21 protein-coding genes are annotated in these 26,184 nt (G+C 52.0%); 17 read left to right on the forward strand and 4 right to left on the reverse strand.

All coding sequences use genetic code 11. The annotated features are described in order from the left end of the window. Window positions 1-646: 646 nt before the first annotated feature. Together dusA and pspG are read left to right on the forward strand one after the other, a co-directional pair. Window positions 647-1,684 carry a tRNA dihydrouridine(20/20a) synthase DusA gene (gene dusA, locus SFA31_RS05135; protein ID WP_416208347.1) on the forward strand — a complete coding sequence of 346 codons (1,038 nt, stop codon included), beginning with the start codon at window positions 647-649 and terminating at the stop codon, window positions 1,682-1,684. A 129-nt stretch (window positions 1,685-1,813) separates the two neighbouring features. After that, complete coding sequence (pspG, locus tag SFA31_RS05140; protein ID WP_322837006.1) at window positions 1,814-2,095, forward strand: envelope stress response protein PspG; 282 nt, start codon at window positions 1,814-1,816, stop codon at window positions 2,093-2,095. 306 nt (window positions 2,096-2,401) lie between these two features. Here pspG and SFA31_RS05145 read toward each other — a convergent pair whose 3' ends face one another. Then, window positions 2,402-3,385 carry a quinone oxidoreductase gene (locus SFA31_RS05145; protein ID WP_322837007.1) on the reverse strand — a complete coding sequence of 328 codons (984 nt, stop codon included), beginning with the start codon at window positions 3,383-3,385 and terminating at the stop codon, window positions 2,402-2,404. A gap of 73 nt (window positions 3,386-3,458) precedes the next feature. On the opposite strand from SFA31_RS05145, the gene dnaB reads away from it, so the two are divergent. The 6 genes from dnaB to SFA31_RS05175 all read left to right on the forward strand — a co-directional run bounded on the left by dnaB (window position 3,459) and on the right by SFA31_RS05175 (window position 9,552). Beyond that, window positions 3,459-4,865 carry a replicative DNA helicase gene (dnaB, locus tag SFA31_RS05150; protein WP_322837008.1) on the forward strand — a complete coding sequence of 469 codons (1,407 nt, stop codon included), beginning with the start codon at window positions 3,459-3,461 and terminating at the stop codon, window positions 4,863-4,865. A gap of 77 nt (window positions 4,866-4,942) precedes the next feature. Continuing rightward, window positions 4,943-6,022, forward strand: a complete 1,080-nt coding sequence (gene alr / locus SFA31_RS05155; RefSeq protein ID WP_322837009.1) for an alanine racemase — start codon at window positions 4,943-4,945, stop codon at window positions 6,020-6,022. 355 nt (window positions 6,023-6,377) lie between these two features. Beyond that, a complete protein-coding gene (locus tag SFA31_RS05160) occupies window positions 6,378-7,571 on the forward strand; it encodes an amino acid aminotransferase (protein WP_322837010.1) in 1,194 nt (397 codons plus the stop codon). A gap of 314 nt (window positions 7,572-7,885) precedes the next feature. Further along, complete coding sequence (aphA, locus tag SFA31_RS05165) at window positions 7,886-8,599, forward strand: acid phosphatase AphA (protein WP_322837011.1); 714 nt, start codon at window positions 7,886-7,888, stop codon at window positions 8,597-8,599. A gap of 174 nt (window positions 8,600-8,773) precedes the next feature. Next, entirely contained in the window at window positions 8,774-9,190 is a 417-nt protein-coding gene (locus SFA31_RS05170) for a secondary thiamine-phosphate synthase enzyme YjbQ (protein ID WP_322837012.1), read from the forward strand. 5 nt (window positions 9,191-9,195) lie between these two features. Next, window positions 9,196-9,552: an MmcQ/YjbR family DNA-binding protein gene (locus tag SFA31_RS05175; protein WP_322837013.1), complete on the forward strand. Its 357-nt coding sequence runs from the start codon at window positions 9,196-9,198 to the stop codon at window positions 9,550-9,552. Between the two features lie 261 nt (window positions 9,553-9,813). Here the strand turns inward: SFA31_RS05175 and uvrA are convergent, their stop codons facing one another. Beyond that, the gene (uvrA, locus tag SFA31_RS05180; RefSeq protein WP_322837014.1) at window positions 9,814-12,645 is read right to left on the reverse strand and encodes an excinuclease ABC subunit UvrA; all 2,832 of its coding nucleotides are present in this window, start codon (window positions 12,643-12,645) and stop codon (window positions 9,814-9,816) included. 230 nt (window positions 12,646-12,875) lie between these two features. On the opposite strand from uvrA, the gene ssb1 reads away from it, so the two are divergent. From ssb1 to SFA31_RS05215, 7 genes are all read left to right on the forward strand, one after another. Continuing rightward, window positions 12,876-13,433 carry a single-stranded DNA-binding protein SSB1 gene (ssb1, locus tag SFA31_RS05185; RefSeq protein WP_322837015.1) on the forward strand — a complete coding sequence of 186 codons (558 nt, stop codon included), beginning with the start codon at window positions 12,876-12,878 and terminating at the stop codon, window positions 13,431-13,433. Between the two features lie 464 nt (window positions 13,434-13,897). Continuing rightward, window positions 13,898-14,188, forward strand: coding sequence for a hypothetical protein (locus SFA31_RS05190; RefSeq protein ID WP_322837016.1), 291 nt, complete (start codon window positions 13,898-13,900; stop codon window positions 14,186-14,188). A 1,451-nt stretch (window positions 14,189-15,639) separates the two neighbouring features. Next, window positions 15,640-17,178: a GGDEF domain-containing protein gene (locus SFA31_RS05195; protein ID WP_322837017.1), complete on the forward strand. Its 1,539-nt coding sequence runs from the start codon at window positions 15,640-15,642 to the stop codon at window positions 17,176-17,178. Between the two features lie 11 nt (window positions 17,179-17,189). Continuing rightward, window positions 17,190-19,373, forward strand: a complete 2,184-nt coding sequence (locus SFA31_RS05200; RefSeq protein WP_322837018.1) for an EAL domain-containing protein — start codon at window positions 17,190-17,192, stop codon at window positions 19,371-19,373. Between the two features lie 207 nt (window positions 19,374-19,580). Further along, the gene (locus tag SFA31_RS05205; protein ID WP_322837019.1) at window positions 19,581-20,552 is read left to right on the forward strand and encodes an HlyD family secretion protein; all 972 of its coding nucleotides are present in this window, start codon (window positions 19,581-19,583) and stop codon (window positions 20,550-20,552) included. Continuing rightward, window positions 20,534-21,688: an ABC transporter permease gene (locus tag SFA31_RS05210; protein ID WP_322837020.1), complete on the forward strand. Its 1,155-nt coding sequence runs from the start codon at window positions 20,534-20,536 to the stop codon at window positions 21,686-21,688. The genes SFA31_RS05205 and SFA31_RS05210 overlap by 19 nt, the downstream gene beginning before the upstream one ends. Further along, complete coding sequence (locus SFA31_RS05215) at window positions 21,685-22,809, forward strand: ABC transporter permease (RefSeq protein ID WP_322837021.1); 1,125 nt, start codon at window positions 21,685-21,687, stop codon at window positions 22,807-22,809. The genes SFA31_RS05210 and SFA31_RS05215 overlap by 4 nt, the downstream gene beginning before the upstream one ends. A gap of 150 nt (window positions 22,810-22,959) precedes the next feature. On the opposite strand, the gene SFA31_RS05220 is transcribed toward SFA31_RS05215, so the two are convergent. Further along, window positions 22,960-23,238, reverse strand: coding sequence for a YjcB family protein (locus SFA31_RS05220; RefSeq protein ID WP_322837022.1), 279 nt, complete (start codon window positions 23,236-23,238; stop codon window positions 22,960-22,962). Window positions 23,239-23,477: 239 nt separating this feature from the next. Next, complete coding sequence (gene soxS, locus SFA31_RS05225) at window positions 23,478-23,801, reverse strand: superoxide response transcriptional regulator SoxS (protein WP_322837023.1); 324 nt, start codon at window positions 23,799-23,801, stop codon at window positions 23,478-23,480. Window positions 23,802-23,879: 78 nt separating this feature from the next. On the opposite strand from soxS, the gene soxR reads away from it, so the two are divergent. Both soxR and SFA31_RS05235 read left to right on the forward strand, forming a co-directional pair. Continuing rightward, window positions 23,880-24,356: a redox-sensitive transcriptional activator SoxR gene (gene soxR / locus SFA31_RS05230; RefSeq protein WP_322837024.1), complete on the forward strand. Its 477-nt coding sequence runs from the start codon at window positions 23,880-23,882 to the stop codon at window positions 24,354-24,356. A gap of 355 nt (window positions 24,357-24,711) precedes the next feature. Next, window positions 24,712-26,061 (forward strand): NCS2 family permease, encoded by a 1,350-nt coding sequence (locus SFA31_RS05235; protein WP_322837025.1) that lies wholly within the window; start codon window positions 24,712-24,714, stop codon window positions 26,059-26,061. The last annotated feature ends 123 nt before the right edge of the window (window positions 26,062-26,184 follow it).

The following is a 26,184-nucleotide window of genomic DNA, read 5'->3' on the forward strand; positions in this document are numbered from 1 at the left end:
CTCGCGCTTAATAACGGTCATTGCTTAACGCTAAATGCCGCTATATTCGCGTTATAGAGTCGCTAAGGCGCATATTAAGATTCAGGCGATAATATTAAGATAGGGGTTATCTATATGAAGGATATCCTTATTTTTAACGCGCGTTAGATCTAACGGAATGTTTCCAGGAACAATGAGTTAAATCTGGCGCAGCCAACCGGCAGGAAGATATCATCCAAACGGCGCGCCGGATACGGGTATTACAAATTTTACCGTTAGTTAACGCTGTGAGCCGGAAATATATCTCTAAAGAATCTAAGCAGAAGTACGTTAGCGAGCCTAAAAGCGGAGATGGCAGCTATACCACCAGCAATGCGAACGAACTTGCACGGCAGGTTTTCGTGAAGGGTTGCATGTACCGTAAAGGCTGGATGCAAACAAAAGCGCAATAGCCGCGCGTTTAACTTGCCGGGGCAGGCAACTCGGTGAATAACGCATTGTGTGCTTAAAATACGCGGCCTGTGCCTTCAGTGATGCGAAACCTTATTCAGGATACAACCCTGTGGTTTGGTTTTCTTAATGCAAGGCGATGCTATAATGCGCCGCTTTATTACTACTCTATTGCCCGGCACATTACTTATCAGTCTTGCCCGGCCGCTCTCCAACGATTCACGGTAACCCTGAAATGATTGAAACTGATAACACCCGTCCTCAGGGTACAACATCTCATAATGACTGGGCTGGACGTTTTAGCGTTGCCCCGATGCTTGACTGGACCGATCGACATTGCCGTTATTTTCACCGCCAGCTCTCCCAGCGCGCGCTGCTGTATACCGAAATGGTCACCACGGGGGCAATTATTCACGGCAAAGGGGATTATCTGGCATTTAATGACGCAGAGCACCCGCTTGCCTTGCAGCTTGGCGGCAGCGACCCGGCGCAGTTGGCTCACTGTGCGAAACTTGCTCAGGAACGTGGATACGATGAAGTAAACCTGAATGTCGGCTGCCCGTCAGATCGCGTTCAAAACGGACGCTTTGGCGCTTGTCTCATGGGCGAGGCGCAGCTAGTGGCTGATTGCATTAAGGCTATGCGCGACGCCGTTTCTATTCCGGTTACGGTAAAAACGCGCATTGGCATCGACGATCGCGATAGCTACGGTTTCCTGTGCGATTTTATTGAGCGAGTCTCTGACGAGGGCGGCTGCGATACCTTTATTATTCATGCCAGAAAAGCCTGGCTTTCCGGGCTAAGTCCAAAAGAAAACCGGGAAATTCCGCCGCTGGATTATCCGCGTGTCTGGCAGTTAAAACGCGATTTTCCGCAGCTTACGATGTCCATTAATGGTGGGATAAAAACGCTGGAAGAAGTGCAGATGCATTTGCAGCATATGGACGGCGTAATGGTCGGGCGTGAAGCTTATCAAAGCCCCGGTCTGCTGGCGGGCGTAGACAGGCTCGTTTTTAATATGCAAACGCAGGACCGCGATCCGATAGAGGTGGTGCGCGTGATGTATCCTTACATTGAGGATGCGCTGAGCCATGGCACGTGGCTTGGGCATATAACGCGCCATATGTTGGGGTTGTTTCAGGGGATCCCGGGCGCGCGACAGTGGCGACGACATTTAAGTGAGAATGCCCATCGTCCCGGTGCGGATACCGCTGTGGTTGAAAAGGCGCTGGAATTTGTGGCCAGCCGCCGATGAATTTAACCACTTTATAGTGAATTCCGCTAATCCCCAATCTTTGTTTGGGCGGATATTTTACAAGATCAATGCGTTATGTGTTGGCACATCCTTTGCATTAATAAGCATCTGCTTGCTGAGGAATGAAACATGCTGGAATTACTCTTTGTACTTAGCTTCTTTTGTATCCTAATGGTAATGGGAGTCTCGGTGCTGGGAATACTGGCGGCAATGGCCGTTGGTTTTATCCTGGCGCTGGCTGGCGGCATGCTAGTGATGCTGATTAAAATGCTGCCGTGGCTGCTGTTGGCGATTGTTGCAGTTTGGATGATTCGCAGCTGGAAACAGAAAAAGCGCGCGGTAGCGCAGCCGCTCTATGCGGAGTTGATTCAGGACCGCGCGCGCTGGCGGCGTATGCGCCGGCGTTTCTAACTGCTAACCGCCGGGGTTTACCAAATTATGCGAAAAGCAGTGTAATACTGTTTTTTTTGCGCCATTTTCTCTATTTGTCATATAAAATAAACAGGCGTTTTAAGAAGGCTAACGCACACGTTTTCGCGCTGTACCCTACACTACGTCGCGAACTAAAAAACGGGCTCCCTGCGGGGAGCCCGTATTATTTCCGGTGATAGCCGCACGCCTGCTCACTCGCTAAATATAATCTGCCCTGGCGTTTTACCGCTGCCCGGTATTTGCCTGAGATTGCGAGCCACGTCCGGGCGCAATCCTGTCGGCGCTTTAAGGGATCAGCAGGCTAGAGCCCTGCGTCTGGCGGCTCTCCAGCGTTCGGTGAGCGCGGACTGCCTCACTAAGCGGAAATTGCTGTTCGGGGGGAACGTCGACGTGAATAACCCCGCTCGCCAGCAAAGAAAATAGTTCATTGCTCGCTTCTTCCAGCGCCTCGCGCGTGGTCATATAACCGTTGAGCGAAGGGCGAGTCACATAGAGCGAGCCTTTTTGATTCAAAATGCCAAGGTCAACGCCGGTCACCGGCCCGGATGCGTTACCGAAGCTGACCATCAGCCCGCGGCGTTGCAGGCAGTCAAGCGAGGCTTCCCAGGTCGCTTTTCCTACGGAATCGTATACCACGCAGACTTTCTTCCCGTCGGTGAGCGCTTCTATGCGCTGAGCGATATCTTCACGGTGATAATTAATGGTTTGCCAGGCACCGGCGGCTCTGGCACGCTCGGCCTTTTGGTCTGAGCCAACGGTGCCAATCAGTTTGGCGCCAAGAGCCTTTGCCCACTGGCAGGCAATCAGCCCCACGCCGCCCGCGGCGGCATGAAACAAAAACGGCTCATTCGGCTTGATAACATACGTCTTTCTCAGCAGATAAAAAACGGTTAACCCTTTCAAAAAAGAGGCGGCCGCCTGCTCGAAAGAGATAGCATTGGGGAGGCGGATGACTTTATCAGCGAGGACGTTATGCACGGTGCTGTATGCGCCCTGCGAGGCTTGCGCGTAAACGACCCGATCGCCTGGCCTGAGGTGCGTTACTGCGCTACCCACCTGAGCTACCACGCCGGCCGCTTCGGTTCCCAGTCCGCTGGGGAGCGAGGCGGTGGGATACAATCCGCTGCGGATATAAGTATCGATATAATTGATGCCAATGGCTTTGTTTTCGACCTGTACTTCATTCTCTGCCGGAGGCCGTGGCGTAAAAGTGGTGGCTTGCAACACCTCCGGCCCGCCAGGCTGATTAAATTCGATACGCGTCGCCATGGGAACTCCTTTTGTCGTAGTAGCGTGAAGGGTATACTGGCCCGTCTTTTAATGATTTGGTGCCCCACTCACTATGGCAGGAAAAACCCCCTTCAACAAATCCGCTGAGTCCCGCGACCCGCAGATTGATGCGCTGAAAATGCCGCCCCATTCGGTGGAGGCTGAACAGTCGGTGCTGGGCGGATTAATGCTGGATAACGAGCGCTGGGATGACGTTGCAGAGCGCGTGGTCGCGGAAGATTTCTATACGCGTCCGCACCGTCTAATCTTCACTGAAATGCACCGTCTCCAGGAAACGGGGCACCCCATTGATCTGATCACATTATCAGAATCACTGGAACGACTTGGGCAGCTTGAAAGCGCCGGCGGTTTCGCCTATTTAGCTGAGCTTTCGAAAAATACCCCGAGCGCCGCCAATATTAGCGCCTATGCGGATATCGTGCGCGAGCGCGCCGTAGTACGTGAAATGATTTCCGTGGCGAATGAAATCGCTGATGCGGGGTTCGATCCGCAGGGGCGTTCCAGCGAAGATCTTCTCGACCTGGCTGAATCCCGCGTGTTTCAGATAGCCGAAAAGCGGGCTAATAAAGATGATGGCCCTAAAAGTATCGATCAAATTCTGGAAGCGACGGTGTCGCGTATTGAAACGCTGTATCAGCAACCGCACGATGGCGTCACGGGCGTGGATACTGGCTATCAGGATCTGAACAAGAAAACGGCGGGATTACAGCGTTCTGATTTGATAATTGTGGCAGCGCGTCCTTCCATGGGGAAAACCACCTTTGCCATGAACCTGTGTGAAAACGCGGCCATGCTTCAGCAAATGCCCGTGCTTATCTTTTCCCTTGAGATGCCCGCGGAACAGATAATGATGCGTATGCTGGCTTCGCTTTCGCGCGTGGATCAAACGCGCATTCGCACCGGCCAGTTGGACGATGAAGACTGGGCGCGGATTTCCGGCACGATGGGCATCCTGCTGGAAAAGAAAAATATGTACATCGATGACTCTTCTGGCCTGACACCGACGGAAGTCCGCTCCCGCGCCCGGCGTATTTATCGCGAGCACGGCGGCCTGAGCCTCATCATGGTCGATTATCTGCAGCTGATGCGCGTGCCGTCGCTGTCAGATAATCGTACGCTGGAAATTGCAGAAATCTCCCGCTCCCTGAAAGCGCTGGCGAAAGAGCTTCAGGTGCCGGTTGTTGCGCTGTCACAGCTTAACCGCTCGCTGGAGCAGCGTGCGGACAAACGCCCGGTCAACTCGGATTTGCGTGAATCTGGCTCTATCGAACAGGACGCCGACCTGATTATGTTTATCTACCGTGATGAGGTGTATCACGAAAATAGCGATTTAAAAGGCATCGCGGAAATTATCATCGGTAAACAGCGTAATGGGCCTATCGGCACGGTACGGCTGACCTTTAATGGTCAGTGGTCGCGGTTTGATAACTATGCCGGCCCCGCTTATGACGAAGAATAAACTATGCCAGGCATCGCTTATCGGCGCTGGAATCTGACTGCAGTAATTCATCTACCTCATTCATGCAAGGAAATGACATGCAAGCGGCTACCGCTGTGATTCACCGCGGCGCTCTGCGCCACAATCTGCAGCGCCTGCGAGAGCTGGCGCCAGGCGCGCGGATCGTGGCCGTGGTTAAGGCGAATGCCTACGGCCACGGTTTACTTGAAACGGCGCGTACTTTAAGCGATGCCGATATCTTTGGCGTGGCCCGTCTGGAAGAAGCGCAGCGCCTGCGGGCAGGCGGTATCAGCCAGCCTATTTTATTGCTGGAAGGATTTTTTAGCCCGAACTGCCTGCGCGCGCTGGCAGCGGATAATCTTCAGACCACCGTGCATTGTTGGGAGCAGCTTGCAGCATTAGAGCAGGCAACGCTGAGCGCGCCCGTCACCGTATGGATGAAGCTGGATACGGGCATGCACCGGCTTGGCATACGCCCGGAAGAGGCCGAAACATTTTATGCGCGTCTTTGCCGCTGTAAAAATGTGCGTCAGCCGGTGAATATTATGAGCCATTTCGCGCGCGCCGATGAACTGGAGTCTGATGCCACGCAGCGGCAGATGGCGCTGTTTCGGCAATTTTGCGAAGGAAAGCCGGGCCTGCGCTCGCTGGCGGCATCCGGCGGTGTGCTCTTCTGGCCGGACGCGCATTTTGAACAAATAAGGCCCGGCATTATTTTGTACGGCGTTTCCCCAATGTCGGGTAAGCCCTGGGGAAGTGATTTAGGGTTCCAGCCCGTGATGACGCTGATGTCGACATTAATCGCGGTACGGGAACATAAGGCTGGGGAGCCGGTAGGGTATGGCGGTAGCTGGGTAAGCCCGCGTGATACGCGGCTGGGCGTTGTAGCGATGGGTTACGGCGACGGATATCCGCGCGATGCGCCTTCCGGTACGCCGGTGTTAATCAATGATCGCGAAGTGCCGATTGTCGGACGCGTCGCGATGGATATGATGTGCGTCGATTTGGGGCCGGATGGGCAGGAGAACGCCGGCGATGCGGTAACTTTATGGGGCGATGCGCTGCCGGTTGAGCGTATTGCTGAAGCGACTGGCCTCATCGCCTATGAGCTGATTACCCGGCTCACGTCCCGGGTAGCGTTAGCCTATATCGACTGAGATCGGTACCAGGCGCGGTGCCTTAATGGAAAATCAGATTGATATGCAAGCCTGAGAAGACGCTTCGGTAATGATGCCTCTTTTCTGGCGCAGGTTTAAGCCACATCATATGTGAAATCCCGCACGGCCTCACGGGCATCTCAGTAAATATCGTTATCCCGCAGCGGGGAAGGCGCCGCCGCTGCGCGCAGTAGACCTACTCTCTTGAAAACATTTCGCATACCTAACTACAGTCGGCGCCTGCCTGTGTTAACGATTCTGTTACGCTGCTTCTCGATTTACCCTGCCGGAGCGGTTATTGTGATGTGCATAATTCATTAATGAATGATGAACAACATAACCAGGAGATAACGGCGTGTTTCAAAACGTTGAGGCTTATGCAGGTGATCCCATTCTCTCGCTAATGGAGCGTTTCAAAGAAGATCCGCGAGATAATAAAGTTAATCTTAGTATCGGGCTTTATTATAACGAGCAGGGCATTGTGCCACAGCTGGGCGCCGTGGCGCAGGCTGAAGCGCGCATTAACGCTCAACCACACGGTGCGTCGCTATATTTACCCATGGAAGGGCTGAAAGATTACCGTAACGCGATGGCGCCGCTGCTGTTTGGTTCCGATCACCCGGCCCTGCGTGAAGGGCGTATCGCTTTGCTGCAAACGCTGGGCGGTTCTGGCGCTTTGAAAATCGGCGCGGACTTTTTGAAATGCTACTTCCCTGATTCCCAGGTTTGGGTCAGCGATCCTACCTGGGAAAATCATGTTGCCATATTCTCAGGGGCTGGATTCAAAGTGAATACTTACCCTTGGTTTGATGATGCGACGAAAGGCGTGCGGCTGGAGGCGCTACTGGATACCCTGAACCAGCTTCCGCCGCGCAGCATTATCTTGCTCCATCCTTGCTGCCATAATCCAACCGGTTCGGATTTAACCCCCAATGACTGGGACCGCGTGATTGCTGTCCTGAAGGCGCGCGCGCTGATCCCGTTCCTCGATATCGCTTATCAGGGTTTTGGCAGCAGTATGGAAGAAGACGCCTACGCGATACGCGCTGTCGCCGAGGCGGGAATGCAGTGCCTTATCAGCAACTCATTTTCTAAAATATTCTCGCTATACGGTGAGCGGGTTGGTGGGCTTTCTGTTGTGTGCGAGGACGCCGCCGCTGCCGCCCGGGTTTTGGGGCAGCTCAAAGCGACGGTGCGTCGCAACTACTCCAGCCCGCCGAGCTATGGCGCGCATATAGTGTCGACGGTATTAAATGACGCGGCGTTAAAGGCGGACTGGCTGGCTGAAGTAGCAGCAATGCACCAGCGTATTCTGGATATGAGATCCGCGCTGGTGGAGTTGTTAAGTCGTGAAATCCCTGACAGGGATTTTAGCTATTTTATGCGCCAGCGCGGGATGTTTAGTTACACCGGCCTCAGCGCGGCACAGGTTGATAGACTGCGAGAGGAATTTGGCGTTTACCTGATAGCCAGTGGTCGTATGTGCGTGGCAGGGTTAAATCGCAGTAATGTTCACTATGTTGCGCGCGCTTTTGCGGCTGTGATGTAAGCGCTTACTTGCAATATAAGGCTCTATTCATACGCAACACCGCAGGTTTTCCACTGCGGTGTTGTTCCCCGCTGGGAGCTACGTTATGGCTAAGGCCAGGGTGTGGATGTCAATTGCAGACGGCGGGGCTGCGGCTTTGCGTGAAAAAGCGTCGACAATGAATGCCCATTAAGAGGCGTAATTAGTGCCATTGCCTGTAAGAGCAAGCGGGTAAGCCGGGATAATGTTCTGCATAACCAGGCAACGGTGACCTTAAATATGGGGTACAGCGTTGGCTGAGGTGGATTAAATTAAACACACATTAAGGAAAAAAGATGCGTAGATATTTGTCACTTTGGGGCGCGGGCTGCCTGGCGGTGGCGCTGTCGTGGCACGCACGGGCGCAAGAGCCCGCACCGGCACCGCTATGGCCCGGTGCCTCGATAGAACAACTTACGGCGCAGGCGCCGATACACTGGGTTTCGGTGGCGCAAATTGAGCACAGCCTGGCAGGAAAACCTCCAATGGCAGTAGGGTTTGATATCGATGACACTGTCTTGTTCTCCAGCGCGGGCTTCTGGCGCGGAAAAGCGCAGTTTTCCCCGGGCAGCAATGCGTATCTGGATAATCCAGCGTTCTGGGAAAAAATGAACAACGGCTGGGACGCATTTAGCATGCCAAAAGCCGTGGCGCAGGCACTGATCGCCATGCACGTCAGGCGCGGAGACAGTATCTGGTTTGTAACCGGCCGCACGCACACCAAAACAGAGACGGTTTCGCAAACGCTGCAGAGCGTATTTCAAATCCCAGACGCGAGTATGAATCCGGTGGTATTTGCCGGTGAAGATGTGGGACGCAATGCCAAAACGCAGTGGCTGAAAGAAAAGCGGATGGGCATTTTTTACGGTGACGCTGACGGAGATATTCGCGCTGCGCGCGCGGTAGGCGCCCGGGGCATCCGCATTCTGCGTGCGGGAAACTCCACTAACCGCCCTCTGCCTCGCGCAGGATCTCTTGGGGAAGAGGTGGTAGTAAACTCAGAATATTGAGTCGCTTTATCCCGGATTATCAGCCCGCGTCGTCTTTTAGCGATCGGCGAATGCTACAAGACGACAGGTAAGCATTATTTCCGCCGCTAACGTAACTATTTCCACGCTGAATTTTACCTTTCTTCTGCAAGCTACATACTTAAAGCGCTATGGTTAATACAGGAGCGAACGGTTATGTGGCATCAGCAAACGGTAATGTTACCTGCGAAAACTCGTGGTTTTCACCTGGTAACCGATGAGATATCCGGGCAACTGCACGCGCTATCCCATGTGCAAACGGGGCTGCTGCATTTGCTTTTACAACATACTTCTGCGTCGCTGATGCTTAATGAGAATTGCGATCCCTCGGTGCGAAGCGATATGGAGCGCTATTTTCTGGAGGCGGTGCCGGAAAACGCCGGCTGGCATCACGCTGATGAAGGGCCAGATGATATGCCGGCGCATGTGAAGTCGTCGCTGCTTGGCGCATCGCTGATGTTACCTGTCCGGAATGGGCGCCTGGCGCTGGGCACCTGGCAGGGTATCTGGCTGGGTGAGCATCGTATTCACGGCGGGCAGCGCCGTATTATCGCTACATTACAGGGGGAATAAATACCATGACTGATTCGGAGTTATTGCAGTACTGTATGAGCAAAAACGGCGCCCGGCAAAGCGTCCATTCAGACTGGAAAGCGACGCAAATTAAAGTGGCGGATGTGCTCTTTGCTATGGTTCATGAACAGAACGGGCGTCAGGCAGTTTCGCTTAAAACCAGCCCCGCGCTGGCTGAATTACTGCGTGAAGAACACCGTGATGTGACACCCAGCCGCCACCTGAATAAAGCACACTGGAGCACGCTATATCTGGATGGCGATCTTCCCGATTCGCAGATCTATTATCTGGTGGACGACTCCTGGCAGCAGGCGCTGGCGCTGCTGCCGGAACAAACGCGTCGTCAGATAATGGGGGCGTAGCTCGGATTGTTTTCTGATACGCCAATACGTTGATAAATTGAAACTGGATTTTCAGCCTCGCGCGAGGGAAAGCAAAATTACGGGCGTCAGCGAGTACGAACGGCTGCCAAAAAGCGCGAATGCTTAAAATTATGTAGGTATAACCGATAAGAAGTGAGCGCTTGCTTAGCATGCTCGCCCGCTAACTTCAGGAGTATTTGAAGCTAATCGCCTGAACAGCCCGCAGCGGACTGTTCAGGTAAAGACGCCTATTGCGGTGAGTTATGCTTTCTTCAGAAGTGGCTTCAGAAAGCGTGCCGTGTGCGATGTCTTACATTCGGCGACGGTTTCCGGAGTACCGGAGACCAGTATTTCACCGCCGCCGCTCCCGCCTTCAGGGCCGAGATCCACAATCCAGTCCGCGGTTTTAATCACATCCAGGTTGTGTTCAATGACGACAATAGTATTGCCCTGATCCCGAAGCTGATGCAGCACTTCTAACAACTGCTGAATATCCGCGAAGTGCAGGCCGGTAGTCGGTTCATCCAGAATATAGAGCGTTTGCCCGGTACCGCGTTTTGACAGCTCGCGCGCCAGTTTTACGCGCTGGGCCTCACCGCCGGAAAGCGTAGTTGCGGCCTGGCCGAGGCGAATATACGACAGCCCGACATCCATGAGCGTTTGTAACTTGCGAGCCAGCGCTGGCACGGCGTCAAAAAATTCACGCGCCTCTTCGATAGTCATATCCAGAACTTCGTGGATATTCTTACCCTTATATTTGATTTCCAGCGTCTCGCGGTTATAGCGCTTTCCTTTGCACTGATCGCAGGCGACATAGACATCCGGTAGAAAGTGCATTTCGACTTTAATCACGCCATCGCCCTGACAGGCCTCGCAGCGCCCGCCGCGCACATTAAAGCTGAAACGTCCCGGCGTATATCCACGCGAGCGGGATTCAGGAACTCCGGCGAATAATTCACGAACGGGGGTAAAAACACCGGTATAAGTGGCAGGGTTTGAACGCGGCGTGCGCCCGATGGGACTCTGATCGATATCAATGACTTTATCGAAGTGTTCCAGCCCCTGAATATCGCGATAAGGCGCTACTTCAGCGCTGGTACCGCCGTTTAACTGGCGCTGGGCCAGTGGGAACAGCGTATCGTTAATTAACGTCGACTTCCCGGAGCCGGAAACGCCGGTGACGCAGGTAAATAGCCCGACCGGCAGAGTGAGCGTAACATCTTTCAGATTATTGCCGCGTGCACCGATGAGTTTGAGCACTTTCTGCGGATCGGCTTTAACGCGCTGCCCGGGAATGGCGATTTGGCGTTTGCCGCTCATAAACTGGCCGGTAAGCGATTCCGGCACCGCCATTATCGCCTCCAGCGGCCCTTCGGCGACCACTTCACCGCCGTGCACGCCGGCACCTGGGCCGATATCGATGATATGATCCGCGGCGCGAATGGCGTCTTCATCATGTTCGACCACAATGACGGTATTACCCAGATCGCGCAGGTGGATAAGCGTGCCGAGCAGGCGCTCATTATCGCGCTGATGCAGCCCGATTGAAGGTTCATCCAGTACGTACATTACCCCGACTAGCCCGGCACCAATTTGACTGGCGAGCCGGATGCGCTGGGCCTCGCCGCCGGAAAGGGTATCCGCCGAGCGGGACAGCGTTAGATAATTCAGCCCGACGTTGACCAGAAACTTCAGGCGGTCGCCGATTTCTTTTAATACTTTTTCCGCAATTTTTGCGCGCTGGCCCGCAAGTTTCATCCCGTTGAAAAAATCCATCGCGTGGCCGATGCTCATTTCTGAAATCGTCGGCAGCGAAGTGTTTTCTACAAAAACGTGGCGAGCTTCACGGCGTAAGCGCGTGCCGTGACAGCTTGTACAGGGGCGATTGCTAATGAATTTTGCCAGCTCTTCGCGGACGGCGTTGGATTCTGTCTCTTTGTAACGCCGCTCCATATTATGCAGTACCCCTTCAAAAGGGTGGCGGCGCACCGAGGTATCGCCGCGATCGTTGACGTACTTAAACTCAATATTTTCTTTCCCTGAACCGTACAGAATAACTTTTCTAACCTCGTCATTCAGGCTTTCCCAGGGCGCTTCCACGTCAAATTGATAGTGCTCCGCCAGCGATCGCAGCATCTGGAAATAGTAAAAATTGCGCCTATCCCAGCCGCGAATGGCACCGCCTGCCAGCGACAGCTCGGAATTTTGTATCACACGCTCAGGATCGAAATATTGTTGGACGCCTAGCCCATCGCAGGTTTGGCAGGCACCGGCCGGGTTATTAAACGAGAACAGGCGCGGCTCCAGCTCCTGCATGCTATAGCCGCAGACCGGGCAGGCGAAGTTGGCGGAAAAAATCAGCGGTTCACTATCAGGATCGTCCATGTCGGCGACAATCGCGCTGCCGCCTGAGAGCTCCAGCGCGGTTTCAAACGATTCCGCCAGGCGCTGTGCCAGATCGTCGCGGACTTTAAACCGGTCAATCACGACTTCAATGGTGTGTTTCTTTTGCAGCTCCAGTTTTGGCGGATCGGAGAGATCCCACACTTCACCGTCGATGCGGGCGCGGATGTAGCCCTGGCTCGCCAGATTCTCCAGCGTTTTAACGTGTTCGCCCTTACGTTCTTTAATGACCGGCGCCAGCAGCATTAGGCGTTTGCCCTCCGGCTGGGTCAGTACGTTATCCACCATTTGGCTTACCGTTTGCGCCGCCAGCGGAATATCGTGATCCGGGCAGCGAGGCTCGCCGACGCGGGCGAACAGCAGGCGTAAATAATCGTGGATTTCCGTAATGGTACCCACGGTGGAACGCGGGTTGTGCGATGTGGACTTCTGCTCGATGGAGATTGCCGGAGATAGCCCTTCAATATGATCGACGTCCGGCTTTTCCATCAGCGACAAAAACTGTCGGGCGTAGGCGGAAAGGGATTCCACATAGCGGCGCTGCCCTTCTGCGTATAGCGTATCAAAGGCTAGCGAAGACTTACCTGAGCCAGACAGGCCGGTAACGACGATGAGCTTATCTCGTGGAATAACAAGACTGATGTTTTTGAGATTGTGGGTGCGTACGCCCCTGACTTCGATCTTATCCATTCACCTATCCCGGAATAAACGCGTAGGCCAGTACGGAGAACGACGAAACTGGCGGCCCGAAGCGGCTAATTATGACACAAATCAGGCTGGATGAATATCCAGTCTTCCGTGCAAATAGATGCAACCAGTGCGAGATTCTTGGAATGTGGACAGCAGGTATTATCTGTGCGACTGGCGTGTTAGAATCCCGAGCCTTAAACTATCTGAATATCATCTCAGGAGACACGAAAATGGCCAGCAGAGGCGTAAATAAGGTGATTCTCGTCGGTAATCTGGGTCAGGACCCGGAAATCCGCTATATGCCAAACGGCGGCGCTGTGGCGAACCTACGGCTGGCAACGTCTGAATCCTGGCGCGATAAGCAGACCGGTGAAATGAAAGAAGTCACCGAATGGCATTCAGTCGTCCTGTTCGGCAAGCTGGCAGAAGTGGCTGGCGAATACCTGCGTAAAGGCTCTCAGGTTTATATTGAAGGTCAGCTACGTACGCGTAAATGGCAGGACCAAAGCGGGCAGGATCGCTACTCGACGGAAGTTGTGGTTAACGTTGGTGGGTCCATGCAAATGCTGGGTGGTCGCCAGGGCGGCGGAGCAGGTGCGGGCATGGGCGGCAACGGCGGCCAGCAGCAGGGCCAGGGTGGCGGCTGGGGGCAGTCACAGCAGCCTCAGAACGGCGGTAACCAGTTTAGCGGCGGCGCGCAGTCCCGACCCCAGCAGGCGCAGCCTCAACCGCAGAGCGCGCCTTCCAACGAGCCTCCGATGGATTTTGACGACGACATTCCGTTCTAATCAAAACTACGTTTAGTGAGAGGCCTGCTTGCAGGTCTCTGGACTAAACCTCCGTAGTAATTGTGGTCCCGGTTGGTTTATGGATTGCAATGCAAATAGCGGCCATGGCTATGGCTCGTATTTAAGATATCCACTTACGAATTTGCCTTTTTCAGCGGCTTGAAAATGGCTTCTTCACCTTTCATCTGACCGTAGTTGTGGTGACTCATATTTGGCACCATATGGTCGATCTGAATGAAGCATTGCCAGTCTTCGCTATCGTACTGCCTGTTTTGGCCGAGCCTGAATGAAAGATAGCTATACTTCTTGTTTTCATTGCTATACGACCACCCGCATTGCATTCAGTGCCAGCTCTTGTCATTAACCAATTCACCCTACTACGGCTGAAGAGATGGATAACACTTGCCGGATATAGCCAGCTCTGCCAGGCGTGGAGGTGGACTGTATTTGTCACTCATACTTGAATGGGGTGTATCACAGTAAATTTCCGTTTCGCCCTGCGCGAACCTGAGCCGGAGCCAGAATTTGTTTGTTCCATCGCCAGCCGTGTGGCGCAGGTCTACATTAAACTGCAGCAGGGCGAGTGCGCTCGGTTCAATGGTCAACCAGAGGCGCCGGTGATCGCAGGCAGTAGTTTTGCCACACTACAACAGGCACCCGGTCATTACACCTTTACTATCAGCAGCTTGGGTGGCATACGTGAGCAGGCGCTAGATATCAGTGATAAAGGTGTCTGGTTGCCCGCCCCAGATTGATAAACAAGAAATTTTCGCCTTTCTGAAGACTCAGGCTGAGTTCAGCTGGAGTCATGTTATCTAATAATGTTCATCGTCATACCATCCTGCAGGGCTATTTGTTACGTTTTTTGATATAAATTCAATGGGCTGCCTGTCAGCGTGCGCTCTAGCAGGCGGCTATTCAGCGCGCATAATGCCTCCATCATAATATCGACCGCATCCTCTCCTCATTCCCGTGGTGATTTCCTGGCATGGATTGTCGGGCACTCACACTAAAATTATCTATACAGTTGGCATCCGAAATATCATCCGTTAAACAGATTATCTGAAGCGAGATTATTCTCCAGCATTGGGCGCTGGTTACGCTGTATCGTATGGGCATGTCTGCATGGATGTTGCCAGTGAAAAGAATTTATTTTTAAACAGGAAGAATAAAATAGGCAATAAAACGAATGATGATGAGAGTCATTATAAATATATTATTTCTATAATTCATAGTGGCGATGACCATAATATAAATAAGGGTAACTAAGCCTGTCACCACAGCTGTTAAATAATACTCATTTTAATGAACCGTAATTAAAGGGAGTATTATTTAACATATGAACTATACTCTGGGTCATCATGTAAAATAAGAAACAACAACAAAACATTTTTATAAAAAATATAAAATACTTCTTGTGTTAAGTCACAATATTATCAACAATTTGCGCTGTTTATTGGCAGAAAAAATAGCGAGTTCGATTATTTTTTTTATCATGAAATCATGATCATATGTTTTTGTCTGATAAATTATATGCAAACGAATTGTATTTTAAGCAATAAATGATAATCTGTGCGCAACTTAAAGACAGATGCCAGCTTCTGATAACTGCATTTCTTAAACGAATAATTAACAAAATAAAACCATCTACCGTAGTACACATTTACACAAAGCAAAGAAATAGTAGATTAAGCAAACAACGGGTTTACTCGCAGAGCCTGAAACTTTCCTCCTGATATTTACCGTGGCCGGGTGCCATGGTTCAAAAAGGTGGATGTGAAGCATGGCCGAAAATCATTTTATTTTGCAGAAGTTACGGGGTTAAGCCCCTATCCGGCATGGATATTGATCGGCTATGGAATGTCTGTGGACGGGGTTTATTGCCACCGGCGCAACGACACCATAGGGCGGTCGTAGTTCATACAGGCCGCCTGCGCATGAAAAGACCATTTGGCGCATCGGGCTTCTGCTGCGCTAACCAGGCGATACCGATCGCCAGTCGCATCACGGGAAGAGACGCGAGATTTTAATCTGGAGAGAGAAAACCGGCTCGTAAGTCGGCCAGACTTTCTGACAGGCAGGGATGCAGTAGTGACTCATCATCGTTGCCTATTAGAAAGCGTCTGACGGCTGGGGCAACGCCCATATGATGGTATTACGGTTTTAAAGGATCGCGTACGCGGCCTTTTCCTCTGGAGTTAAAACAGTGACTGTGATTAGCACAGAACAAGCGGCCCCGGCTATTCATCGATCGTGGTTCGACTCAAAGCTTTTCGTGATTACAACGACGCTGCTGGTCTTTATGCTGGCCGTGGCGCTATTAGGCTATATTTCATACCGGCGCCAGCTTTCAATAGCTGAAATGACGGCCCATGAGCTTTCGCGCGTGATTGAAAGCGACCTTTATCACAATGAAAATTTTACCGATGCCGTATCGGTACTCTATCTGCGCCTGAAAAGCGGAAATCGCCGCTGGCCGCAGTTAATGCCGGAATATGATTCCCGCAGCGGTATTTATGGTTTTAACCTGTATGCGGATCGCCCTAATCATAATTTTCGCGGTACGCTGCAGTCTGATATTCCGATGAATGATGATGCTATTCTCATCGCTCAGGCCGTTGATATTGCAGCAGGAATCGAAAGTAAAACCTCTCATTACAGTAAAATAGGGCGTCGCTATTTCTTATCGAAAGATAATGCTTACGTGTATTTTGTTGGTAAAACACCGCTGTCTACCTACATCTTTAAATCTGGCGAACAAAAAGGCTACCGTATTTTCCCCCATAGCCGCTCTGAGGGGTATCTCTATCTTAAACTGCGCGATGACCCGCATACACAGGCAAACAAAGTCTCTCCGGTTTATATAGATTCACTGTCGGGCGCGCCGGTCATTACCGTGCAACATATCGTTTTCGACCAAAGCCAGGGAATGAAAGATAGGGTATTAGGCTCCCTGTGTTTTGATTACCAGCAAAATGAATTGCAGTCTCTGGTATCAAGTCTTGGGCTTTCGGACCGAAATAACTTCTTGAACATCTTTTTACTGGATAGACAAACAAACACGCGTTTCCGCATTGTAGGTGAAAGTAAGGAAGGCGACAGCAAAGAGATTCACTCGGCGATTAATGATCGCTACGACGTCATTGCGACAGTGAATCCGCTGCGCTATTACCTGACCCGCAGCGGGCGCGGTGATTTAATTGTCCTGATGCTGCTTTCCCTGTGCTTTGTGGTGGTCTACCTCATCCACGACGGGAGGGCAAGAGCGCGCCGTAACGAATCGCTGCGCGATCCGTTAACGGGTTTATATAACCGTGGTTGGTTAAAGCAGTTTGAAAAACGCTGCGCGCCGGGTGCGATGACGGTAGCAATGATCGACTGCGATAATTTTAAAAGAATTAATGATACATGGGGGCATCCGGCGGGAGACGATGCGTTGACGCATATTTCTCGTGCCATCAGCAGTCGCTTAATTCCTGGCATTGATTTTGCGGTACGAATGGGCGGGGATGAGTTTTTTATTCTATTTAGTAACGATTGTGAAGAGCAGGTGTATGCGTGCATGAAGCGCATTGCACATGACATTAATCTGTTTAGCGCACAAATTCCGCTTTCGATTAGTTATGGCGTGTGTAAGGTGCTACCAGGTATGGCATTAAGCGATGCCATCGCGCACGCCGATAGAAAAATGTATCAGGCAAAACGGGCCGGCAAAACAGATATGCCGATAAATATTACCGCGTAATTGGTACTGCCATGTCTTACTTGTTTTCGGCCAGGAATACGGCACTGATTTACTTTATTGATGTGATAAGCCTGTACTTGCTGAATTTGCTATCGCCCGAGGCGGTAATAGAGGGCCAGGTTAGTCACATCGCCTGGCTGCCTTATAGTTTTATCATTGCTCAACTTATCGCGCTGGACCGGCGTAGCTGGCTCCCTCTGACCGGCGCGGTATTAACGCTATTTGGCTTAGTATTCGTTCAGCTACCGCTATCGGCTATTTTCATACTCACACTCAGTATTCTGGTGCCGTTAATATTGAGCTGTACGTTGATGCGCAATATTAAAGGCTCCCGCTGGAACGGCGGCTTTTTCCTGCGCACCAGCCGTTCGCGTATTGTACTGTTGGGTTTTGTTAGCCCGCTACTGACAAAGCTGATGACGTATGGGGCAGGCCTGCTATATACGGACACTCCTCAACTGGCGCACTATTTTTACTCCGGCACGGAAATTTATCTCTTTACGGCGATTTTAAGCATGACCCTTCCAGCGCTCGCCTTTACGCCGGTGCTATATTCGTTTAATCGCCTATTGTTTTCGTCACAGGGCGTGCGCCGTCGCTTTAAGCGCCAAATCAGCGCTGCGCTGAATACGCTACGCTGCCCCGGGAGCCGAGGTATAGCGTGGAGCGCACTATTAATTACGACCGTTGCGCTATTTTGCTACCCCGTTAGGAATTCATTCTTCGCGGGTTATTTAGTGCCGTTTTTATTTCTGATATTTATTTATGGCATAGTGCAATTTAACAGTGAGCTAATGCAATACGCCTGGAGCGCTACCATTTTCGCGCTGCTGCAATTCAATCAGAATTTTATCTCCAGCAGCGATTATGCCCCGCTGCTGGTATGGCTGATGTCGACTATTGTGGTATTTACCATTGCTAACTTTTGGCTGACTTTCATTAAACGTAGCCACCGTGCCATGCTTGGTATCGTCCACGCCATTTCGGCAACCGATCCGCTAACGGGGTTACCGAATATCCGTTCACTTGAGAAACGCCTAATTGAGCAGAACGGCGGCGCGCTGTGCTACATCAATATGCACAATCTGTATTTGCTGGATAAGCATTACGGGCTGAGTATGCGCTTACATATCAAGCGTATTATTGCCGCCGCGTTTGGCGGCCGTCCCGACTTGGCCTATCGGATTCATACTATACCTGGCTGCGACCTTCTGTTTTTACTGGATACGGAACATCGAGAGAGTCAACTGCTGGCATTACAGCAGGTGCTGCGTGATTTAGTTCTAAGCTGGAAAGGGCGCGTGTATGAAATGAACTACCAGCTTGCATGGGGGCACTATCACCCGTCGGAAGAGTTCAACCGTTTTATCAACAAACTCGCACGCCTGGCGGAAAGCGCGCCGGAAGATGATATTGTTGTGGCGCTGGACGAACGGGAAGCCGAGCTTGCCGCCAGTATTGATCGGCAGTGGACATTGCATGCGAAAGTCATTGAATCGCTGAAACACAGCGATATTTTACTGTATGGTCAACCGATTCGAACCGAGCAGGGCGAGGAGTATCGCGAGATACTGAGCCGCTTGCGCTGCGGTGATGAAATCCTGACGCCGGATCGCTTTTTGCCAGTAATACGTGAATTTAACCTGTGTGAAAAATTCGATTTGTTGGTTCTGGAAAAAAGCCTGTGCTTTTTGAGTAAACATTTCCCGGGTGAAACCCGTAAGCGGCTTTCCATCAATATTATGCCAGCCACGCTGGTAAAACGTGGTTTGGGGATGAAAGTCATTGCGTTGTTTACGCGCTACCGGGTTGCCACGTCGTGTGCTGTCATTGAGATTACGGAAGAGCAGGAGCTGCTGCACTCCGATAATGCCCGTGAAAATATTGACTATTTATCGCGTCACGGGGTTAAAATCGCGATTGATGATTTTGGCACTGGCATGGCGAATTATCAGCGGCTAAAAGAGTTGAAAGCAGATATCCTCAAAATAGACGGCGTATTTATAAAAGATATTTTGACCTGCGTGGTCGACCAAAAAATAGTACGATCCATCTGCGATATTGCTAAAGAAAAGAACATGGAAATCGTCGCAGAATATGTGGAAACCGAAGAACAGCGCCAGTGCTTAAGCCGCCTCGGCGTGACCTGGTTTCAGGGCTACCACATTGGTAAGCCGGTACCGTGTGAGCCATAGTTTTATCCTCTTAAGCAGCACTGTCGTATGGCGGTGCAGCGGTTCCTTCCCTGTAAGTCTGACCAAACTTCTTTTAAAAGGCCTTGTCAGCGTGTAGATGTGGTCCGGTGTTTAATCATCCTGTTTTTCCTGTGTTACGCTTGTTAACCATAATTATGAACATGGAGCCGGGGTGCATACTGTGGAAAGGATAGGGAGACCGTTTCAGTGAAGAAGAAAACGCTGTTTACGCTACTATTGGTCGTGATAGTTATCTCGCTGGCCGTGCTATTTCGCGCGCAAAATCAGGACATATTACTGCAAGGGGAAGTTGACGCTTCAGAAGTGATTGTGACATCAAAAGCGAAGGGGCGCGTCGTTGAGCGTTTCGCTGAACGCGGTGATGATGTAAAAGCCGGTCAGCTTTTGATGCGGCTCGAAGCGCCTGAGCTGATTGCGCAATTACAGGCCGCTCAGGCCACCCGCGATCGGGCAAAGGCGCAGCTCGACCTTTCTGTAAACGGCACCCGTGAGGAGAGTATCCGCAACCTGAAAGCCACGCTGGCTCAGGCTGAGGCTGATTATCGCAACGCGCAGGACACCTATGCGCGCAACCGACAGGTCGCCGCGCGCGGCTATGTATCCGCTCAGGAACTGGAAAATGCGCGCGCTTCGCGCGACGCGGCCTGGCAAAAAGTGCTGGCGGCAAAAGCCAATCTCGATGAAGGTAAAAATGGCGATCGCGTAGAACAGCGGGCGTCTTATGCCGCCCAGCTTCGGCAGGCTGAGCATGAACTCCAGGAAATTAAAGTGCAGGCCGACGACCTAAATGTTAAGGCGCCGGTCGATGGGGAAGTTGGGCCGATCCCTGCGGAAGTTGGTGAGTTGTTAAATGCCTCCAGCCCGCTGCTAACCCTGGTGCGCCAGCCGCAGGCCTGGTTCGTATTTAACCTTCGCGAAGACATCCTGGCGCACGTGCGAAAAGGCGATAAAGTGCGGCTGCGCGTTCCCGCGCTCAATAATCAAATTATCGAAGCGGAAGTGCACTATATTGCCCCGCTGGGAGATTACGCGACGAAGCGCGCCACGCGCGCGACGGGAGATTTTGATCTAAAAACTTTTGAAGTTCGCCTGTGGCCTACGGCGCCGGTGGCTGGGCTTCGTCAGGGGATGAGCGCGTTATGGCAATGGAAGGAATAAAGATTGGCTGGCACTGCTTTCGCTTATCATTCAGCAGAGAAGTGCGAACCGCGCTGCGTAAGCCGGTATTTCACTGGCTGAGCTGGTGCTTTCCGCTGCTATTATTCGGGCTTATCGGCAGTAACTTCTCGGAAGGCACGCTGCAGGAATTGCCGGTTTCCGTAGTGGATAACGATCATAGCCAACTTTCGCGCACGCTTATTCGTAAGCTGGACGCCGGCTCCCATGCGCAGCTTACGCCAGCGTCAGGTGGCCTTTCCGAAGCGATGCGTCGAATGCGTGACGCACAGGACTATGGGCTAGTGTATATTCCCGCCGATTTTGAGGCGGATGCGCTGGCTGGCCGCCAGCCGCGCGTTACCTTTTATTACAATGCGTTATTCTACGGTGCCGGATTTTATTCTACCCAGGACTTCGGCGGGCTGATTAGCGAGCTGAATGCGAATTATCGCTCTATTCTGGCGGCCAAAATGGGCAAGACACCGCCACCGCTGGCGCAGGTGGAGCTTTCTTACGACAGCTTATTCAACGCCAGCGGAAGCTATGTGTATTACCAGCAATTTGCCGCGACTATCCATCTGGTGCAGCTTTTTGTAGTGACGTGCATGATTTATGTACTTGCACGTAGCAAACCTCTGATTTATTCCAGTTCGTTTAGCATGTCGCTTTTAGGAAAACTGGCGCCCTATACTCTGTGTTACACCACGCTGCTAATGGCAGAGATTGCGCTATTAGTGTGGGTTTTTGACGCGCGCGTGGTAGGAAACCTGTTTTATATGCTGTGCGTGGCCTTTTTCTACGTGATGGCGGCGCAAAGCATTGGTTTGCTGCTCTTCACGTTTACCGGCAGCGAGATAACGGCGTACACCCTAATGGGAATTATGGTGAGTATCGCGCTGGCGTTTTCCGGAATCGTCGTACCCGAACTGTCAATGTCTCTGCCTGCGCAAATTATTTCCAATATTGAGCCGCTCACGCATGCGCTATATGCCATGTTTGACCTCTTTTTGCGTAAGGTTCCGGGGCGGCCGGTATTTAGCGTCTGCGCGCTGCTGCTCATGTACCCGCTGATTGCCGGGCTATTAGTGCGTCGGCGGCTGCCGGAGCGTCTGCGTAAGCAGGAAGTCGTGTTATGAAAAGTTACTGGGCGACCTTCACGAAGGTATTGATGGGGCTACTGGAGCGCCCAATGTGGATGATGCTGCTGGTGTCTCTATGCGTCATGAGTACCATCTATGCGCATCGCACCGTGTGGGATCTGCCGGTGGCCGTTATCGATCAGGATCACAGCCCGGCCAGCCGTCTGCTTATTCGTCAGCTAGATGCTGGTTCTAAGGTTAGCACGCGCGCTTATGACAATCTGGATGAGGCGCGTTTAGATCTAGGCTGGCGGAAATTATTTGCCGTGGTGGTTATCCCAACTGACCTGGAAAAGAAACTGTTAGCCGGTAAATCGGTCACCGTGCCGGTTTACGGCGATGCCACCAATCGCATGTCGAATGGGCAGATCCAGCAGGATGTCATGGCCGCTTATCAGGAACTACTAAATCACTATGACAAGCAGCTCTTACTGCGCAATGGCTTTAGTAGCAGCCAGGCGAATGTTCTGCTGACGCCGATTATCGGGCAGACGGAAGGGCTATTTAATCCCGGAATTAGTTTTGCGGCTATTGTATTTCCGGGCCTGTTGGTCATGCTACTACAGCACTCGCTGATGATAGCGAGCGTGCGCGTCAGCATTATGCTGCGTGCGCAGGGTAAGCCGCCGCTGCCCGTGTATCTGGGCGGTTTATCTGCGCTTTTACCCATCTGGCTATTTTTATCAATCGTGCTGTTTGTGCTGTGGCCCTGGGTGTTGGGCTACCGGCAAACGGCGTCGATACCGGAAATTTTACTGTTAACGTTTCCTTTTTTACTCGCCGTGCTGGGCCTGGGAAAATTACTGACGGAGTGCTTGCGCAGCGTGGAGATGATCTACCTAACGCTCTCCTTTATTACGATGCCGGTTTTTTACATCTCCGGGACCATCTGGCCGCTGCAGTCAATGCCGGGATGGGTCAGAGCCGTATCGTCGATGCTACCGTCCACGTGGGCGACCAAAGCGATTGCCGGTGTAAATCAAATGGAGCTTCCCTGGCAAAACACCCTAAATGATGTGTTCATCCTGATTTTACTAGGGGCATTTTATACCATCGTCGGTACGCTGATTGGCAGATTGCGGGACGGCGAACTTCGCCGGGTAGTAAGGCGCGGCTAGCTGCGCTCGGGCATAGCGGTTAATGGCACCCGGCGCGGCGGTGGAAAGGCGCTTCAGGCACGTCGCAAAAGGCTCTGTATCGGCCAGCGTATAAAAGTATTGCTGAGCTACTCCCCCTGTTCGTGAGGGAGCGTGATGCGATAACTACTCTTAAGCCATCATTGCCGGCCACTCGGGCGGCATATTATTCATGGATTCAATCAATAAATCTTTAAGATGCACCCAGATAAGCGGGAAATTGATACTGACTCCCAATAGCCCGGTAGCGAACCAGCATGAAGCGGCGATACCAATACCGCTGGCGAAAAACGCCATTACACCGTGATCAAATTTACGAAGCTGAATATTTAACGTACTTGCGATAAACATCAATAGCGCACTCGTTAACTGCCAGCGCATTAGAACAATGCCAGTGGTAAGCGTAGCCATGGGGCTTAATCCTCAAAGCGAACTTATTACGGATACGCGACATATAGCAAAGCCCTGCTTCCGAATACCGGAGCATCAATGACCTGAGGCCGCGTGGGGAATAAGTCGTTACAAAAATGTAATATCAGTTTATGTTGCATTCAACATGTGAACTATATCACATTTGTCGATTAATTCACCAGATGGCAGCGCGACTTTTAGGCCTAAAAGAGAAGTTCAGTTGAGGGCGGCCCACAGAATTAGGCGCGTTGACGGTAATCGGTAGGGGTGCGATCGAATTCGCGGCGAAAAACGCGTGAAAAAGTCTGCTGCGACACATATCCAAAATCCATCGCGATATCAAAAATAGGTCGCTGCGTGGTCCGCAAGGCTTCGGCGGCCATCGCGAGGCGCCGCTGGCGGATATATTCGCCCAGCGTTTGATGCATCACGGTGCGAAACATACGCTGCAAATACCATTTGGAGTAACCGGATTTCTTCGCAACCACATCAATATTCATAGGCTGGTCGATATGATCGTCGATCCATTCGGTTAACGTCTGAATAATTTCATGATGTGACATTATTATCCTCTCATCAGGTTTCCAACAGGTACAGGGGCGGAGTATAATTCCTCAAGCTAACTTGAGGTAAAGTTAATTTTGGAAAATAAATTATCCCGCCCTAAAAACCGCCTGAAAGCGCTGCTGACGCCGGGCGAAGTGGCGCAGCGCAGCGGCGTCGCCGTTTCAGCGCTGCATTTCTATGAAAGTAAAGGGCTTATTCGCAGCCAGCGTAACGCCGGGAATCAGCGCCGCTATACGCGCGACGTATTACGCTATGTGGCGATCATTAAGATAGCGCAGCGAATAGGCATTCCGTTAGCCACGGTGGGCGAGGCTTTCAGCATGTTACCGGAAGGCCACACGCTCAGCGCAAAAGAGTGGAAAGCGCTCTCTTCACGCTGGCGGGATGAGCTGGAGCGGCGCATTCATACGCTAATATCGTTACGCGATGAGCTGGATGGGTGCATTGGCTGCGGCTGCCTTTCGCGGCGCGACTGTCCGCTGCGTAACCCTGACGACACGCTGGGCAGCCAGGGAACGGGCGCGCGTTTACTAAAAGATATCGATAATTAATCGCTAATCCCTATAAAGAATTAATGAATTTCACCTGGAAGTTATTTTGTCGCTAAAGGGACAGTGATTACCCCAAAACATCGGCCGGATTCCATAAAAGAGAACGTTTGCGTTACTAGCGGTGACAAAATCATCAGGCGTACGACTTTTTGCAAAATACCGGCAAAGTTAAGTTGAAAATCGCTACCGTAACGCTAGATAATCGTTTGCCTTCGCGTTAACGCGTTTTTTTAACCATCGAGTTAATCGTTTGCGTCGGCTGAAGTTGACGCCAGAAGCGATGGCATGGCGAATAAAATGCATGGCGCTTTTGCATGCTGTGCAGCACTGTAATCTTCATTCAGGGGAATTCTTTATGACAACGCCAACCGCGCGTACCGGCGGTGTATTTGAACGCTGGTTTCATCTTTCCGCACGCGGCAGCTCGGTTCGTCAGGAAATGGTGGCAGGCCTGACCACCTTTCTGGCGATGGTCTATTCGGTGGTCGTAGTACCAGGCATGCTGGGGAAAGCGGGATTCCCTCCTGCCGCGGTTTTTGTCGCCACCTGCCTGGTCGCCGGCGTTGGATCTATCGCCATGGGGATATGGGCCAATCTACCCCTGGCGATTGGCTGCGCCATTTCTCTCACCGCATTTACGGCATTTAGCCTGGTGATGGGGCAGCACATGAGCATCCCGGTTGCACTGGGCGCCGTTTTTTTGATGGGCGTGCTGTTTACGCTAATCTCTGCGACCGGCATTCGTGGCTGGATCCTGCGTAATTTACCGATGGGCGTCGCGCACGGTACCGGAATTGGCATTGGGCTCTTCCTGTTACTGATTGCGGCGAACGGCATTGATTTAGTGGTAAAAAACCCGCAGGACGGCCTGCCGGTTGCGCTGGGCAATTTCACCAGCTTTCCAACCATCATGACATTACTGGGGCTGGCGGCAATCGTTGGGCTTGAGAAACGCCGCGTACCGGGTGGCATCCTGCTCACCATTGTGGTTATTTCGCTGCTGGGGCTGGCGTTCGATCCGGCGGTCCATTTTCACGGTATCTTCGCTATGCCTTCTCTGCATGATGAACAGAGCGCTTCGCTGATTGGAACGCTGGATATTGCCGGCGCGCTGAACCCGCTGGTATTGCCGAGCGTACTGGCTCTGGTAATGACGGCAGTGTTTGATGCGACCGGAACAATTCGCGCCGTAGCCGGGCAGGCAAACCTTCTGGATAAAGACGGGCAAATCATTGACGGCGGGAAAGCGCTAACCACGGACTCCATGAGCAGCGTGCTCTCCAGTCTATTGGGGGCTTCTCCTGCGGCGGTGTATATCGAATCTGCCGCAGGTACGGCGGCTGGTGGTAGAACCGGGCTGACGGCTGTCACGGTCGGCGTGCTCTTTTTGCTTATTTTATTTCTCTCGCCGCTTTCCTGGCTGGTGCCGGCTTATGCCACGGCCCCGGCGTTAATGTATGTTGGGCTATTAATGCTGAGCAATGTGGCGAAAATTGATTTTAGTGATTTCGTTGATGCGATGTCTGGCCTTATCACCGCGGTGTTTATTGTTTTTACCGGCAATATTGTCACGGGTATTATGTTGGGCTTTGCGTCGCTGACGATAGGCCGCATTATCGCCGGCGAATGGCGTAAATTGAATATTGGCACGGTCATTATCGCCATTATCCTGGTGGTTTTTTACGCTGGCGGCTGGGCTATCTGACTGCCGTCATACGGCCGGGCGCCCGTCCGGCTGTGATTTAATCCGATATACATCACTTCCTGTTCCCTTTGCGTTAAAAAAGTTGTTCTATTATCGGGGTAATATTTTCGGTCACAAAAAAAC

Origin of the sequence: Erwinia sp. HR93 (assembly GCF_034555055.1) — a bacterium.
GTDB classification, from domain to species: Bacteria; Pseudomonadota; Gammaproteobacteria; order Enterobacterales; family Enterobacteriaceae; genus Apirhabdus; species Apirhabdus apintestini.

Bases quoted from the DNA above. Each gene is read 5' to 3' on its own strand.
- pspG (WP_322837006.1), top strand. From the start codon at position 1,814: ATGCTGGAATTACTCTTTGTACTTAGCTTCTTTTGTATCCTAATGGTA.
- SFA31_RS05145 (WP_322837007.1), bottom strand. From the start codon at position 3,385: ATGGCGACGCGTATCGAATTTAATCAGCCTGGCGGGCCGGAGGTGTTG.
- dnaB (WP_322837008.1), top strand. From the start codon at position 3,459: ATGGCAGGAAAAACCCCCTTCAACAAATCCGCTGAGTCCCGCGACCCG.
- alr (WP_322837009.1), top strand. From the start codon at position 4,943: ATGCAAGCGGCTACCGCTGTGATTCACCGCGGCGCTCTGCGCCACAAT.
- aphA (WP_322837011.1), top strand. From the start codon at position 7,886: ATGCGTAGATATTTGTCACTTTGGGGCGCGGGCTGCCTGGCGGTGGCG.
- SFA31_RS05170 (WP_322837012.1), top strand. From the start codon at position 8,774: ATGTGGCATCAGCAAACGGTAATGTTACCTGCGAAAACTCGTGGTTTT.
- SFA31_RS05175 (WP_322837013.1), top strand. From the start codon at position 9,196: ATGACTGATTCGGAGTTATTGCAGTACTGTATGAGCAAAAACGGCGCC.
- uvrA (WP_322837014.1), bottom strand. From the start codon at position 12,645: ATGGATAAGATCGAAGTCAGGGGCGTACGCACCCACAATCTCAAAAAC.
- ssb1 (WP_322837015.1), top strand. From the start codon at position 12,876: ATGGCCAGCAGAGGCGTAAATAAGGTGATTCTCGTCGGTAATCTGGGT.
- SFA31_RS05190 (WP_322837016.1), top strand. From the start codon at position 13,898: ATGGGGTGTATCACAGTAAATTTCCGTTTCGCCCTGCGCGAACCTGAG.
- SFA31_RS05200 (WP_322837018.1), top strand. From the start codon at position 17,190: ATGTCTTACTTGTTTTCGGCCAGGAATACGGCACTGATTTACTTTATT.
- SFA31_RS05210 (WP_322837020.1), top strand. From the start codon at position 20,534: ATGGCAATGGAAGGAATAAAGATTGGCTGGCACTGCTTTCGCTTATCA.
- SFA31_RS05215 (WP_322837021.1), top strand. From the start codon at position 21,685: ATGAAAAGTTACTGGGCGACCTTCACGAAGGTATTGATGGGGCTACTG.
- SFA31_RS05220 (WP_322837022.1), bottom strand. From the start codon at position 23,238: ATGGCTACGCTTACCACTGGCATTGTTCTAATGCGCTGGCAGTTAACG.
- soxS (WP_322837023.1), bottom strand. From the start codon at position 23,801: ATGTCACATCATGAAATTATTCAGACGTTAACCGAATGGATCGACGAT.
- SFA31_RS05235 (WP_322837025.1), top strand. From the start codon at position 24,712: ATGACAACGCCAACCGCGCGTACCGGCGGTGTATTTGAACGCTGGTTT.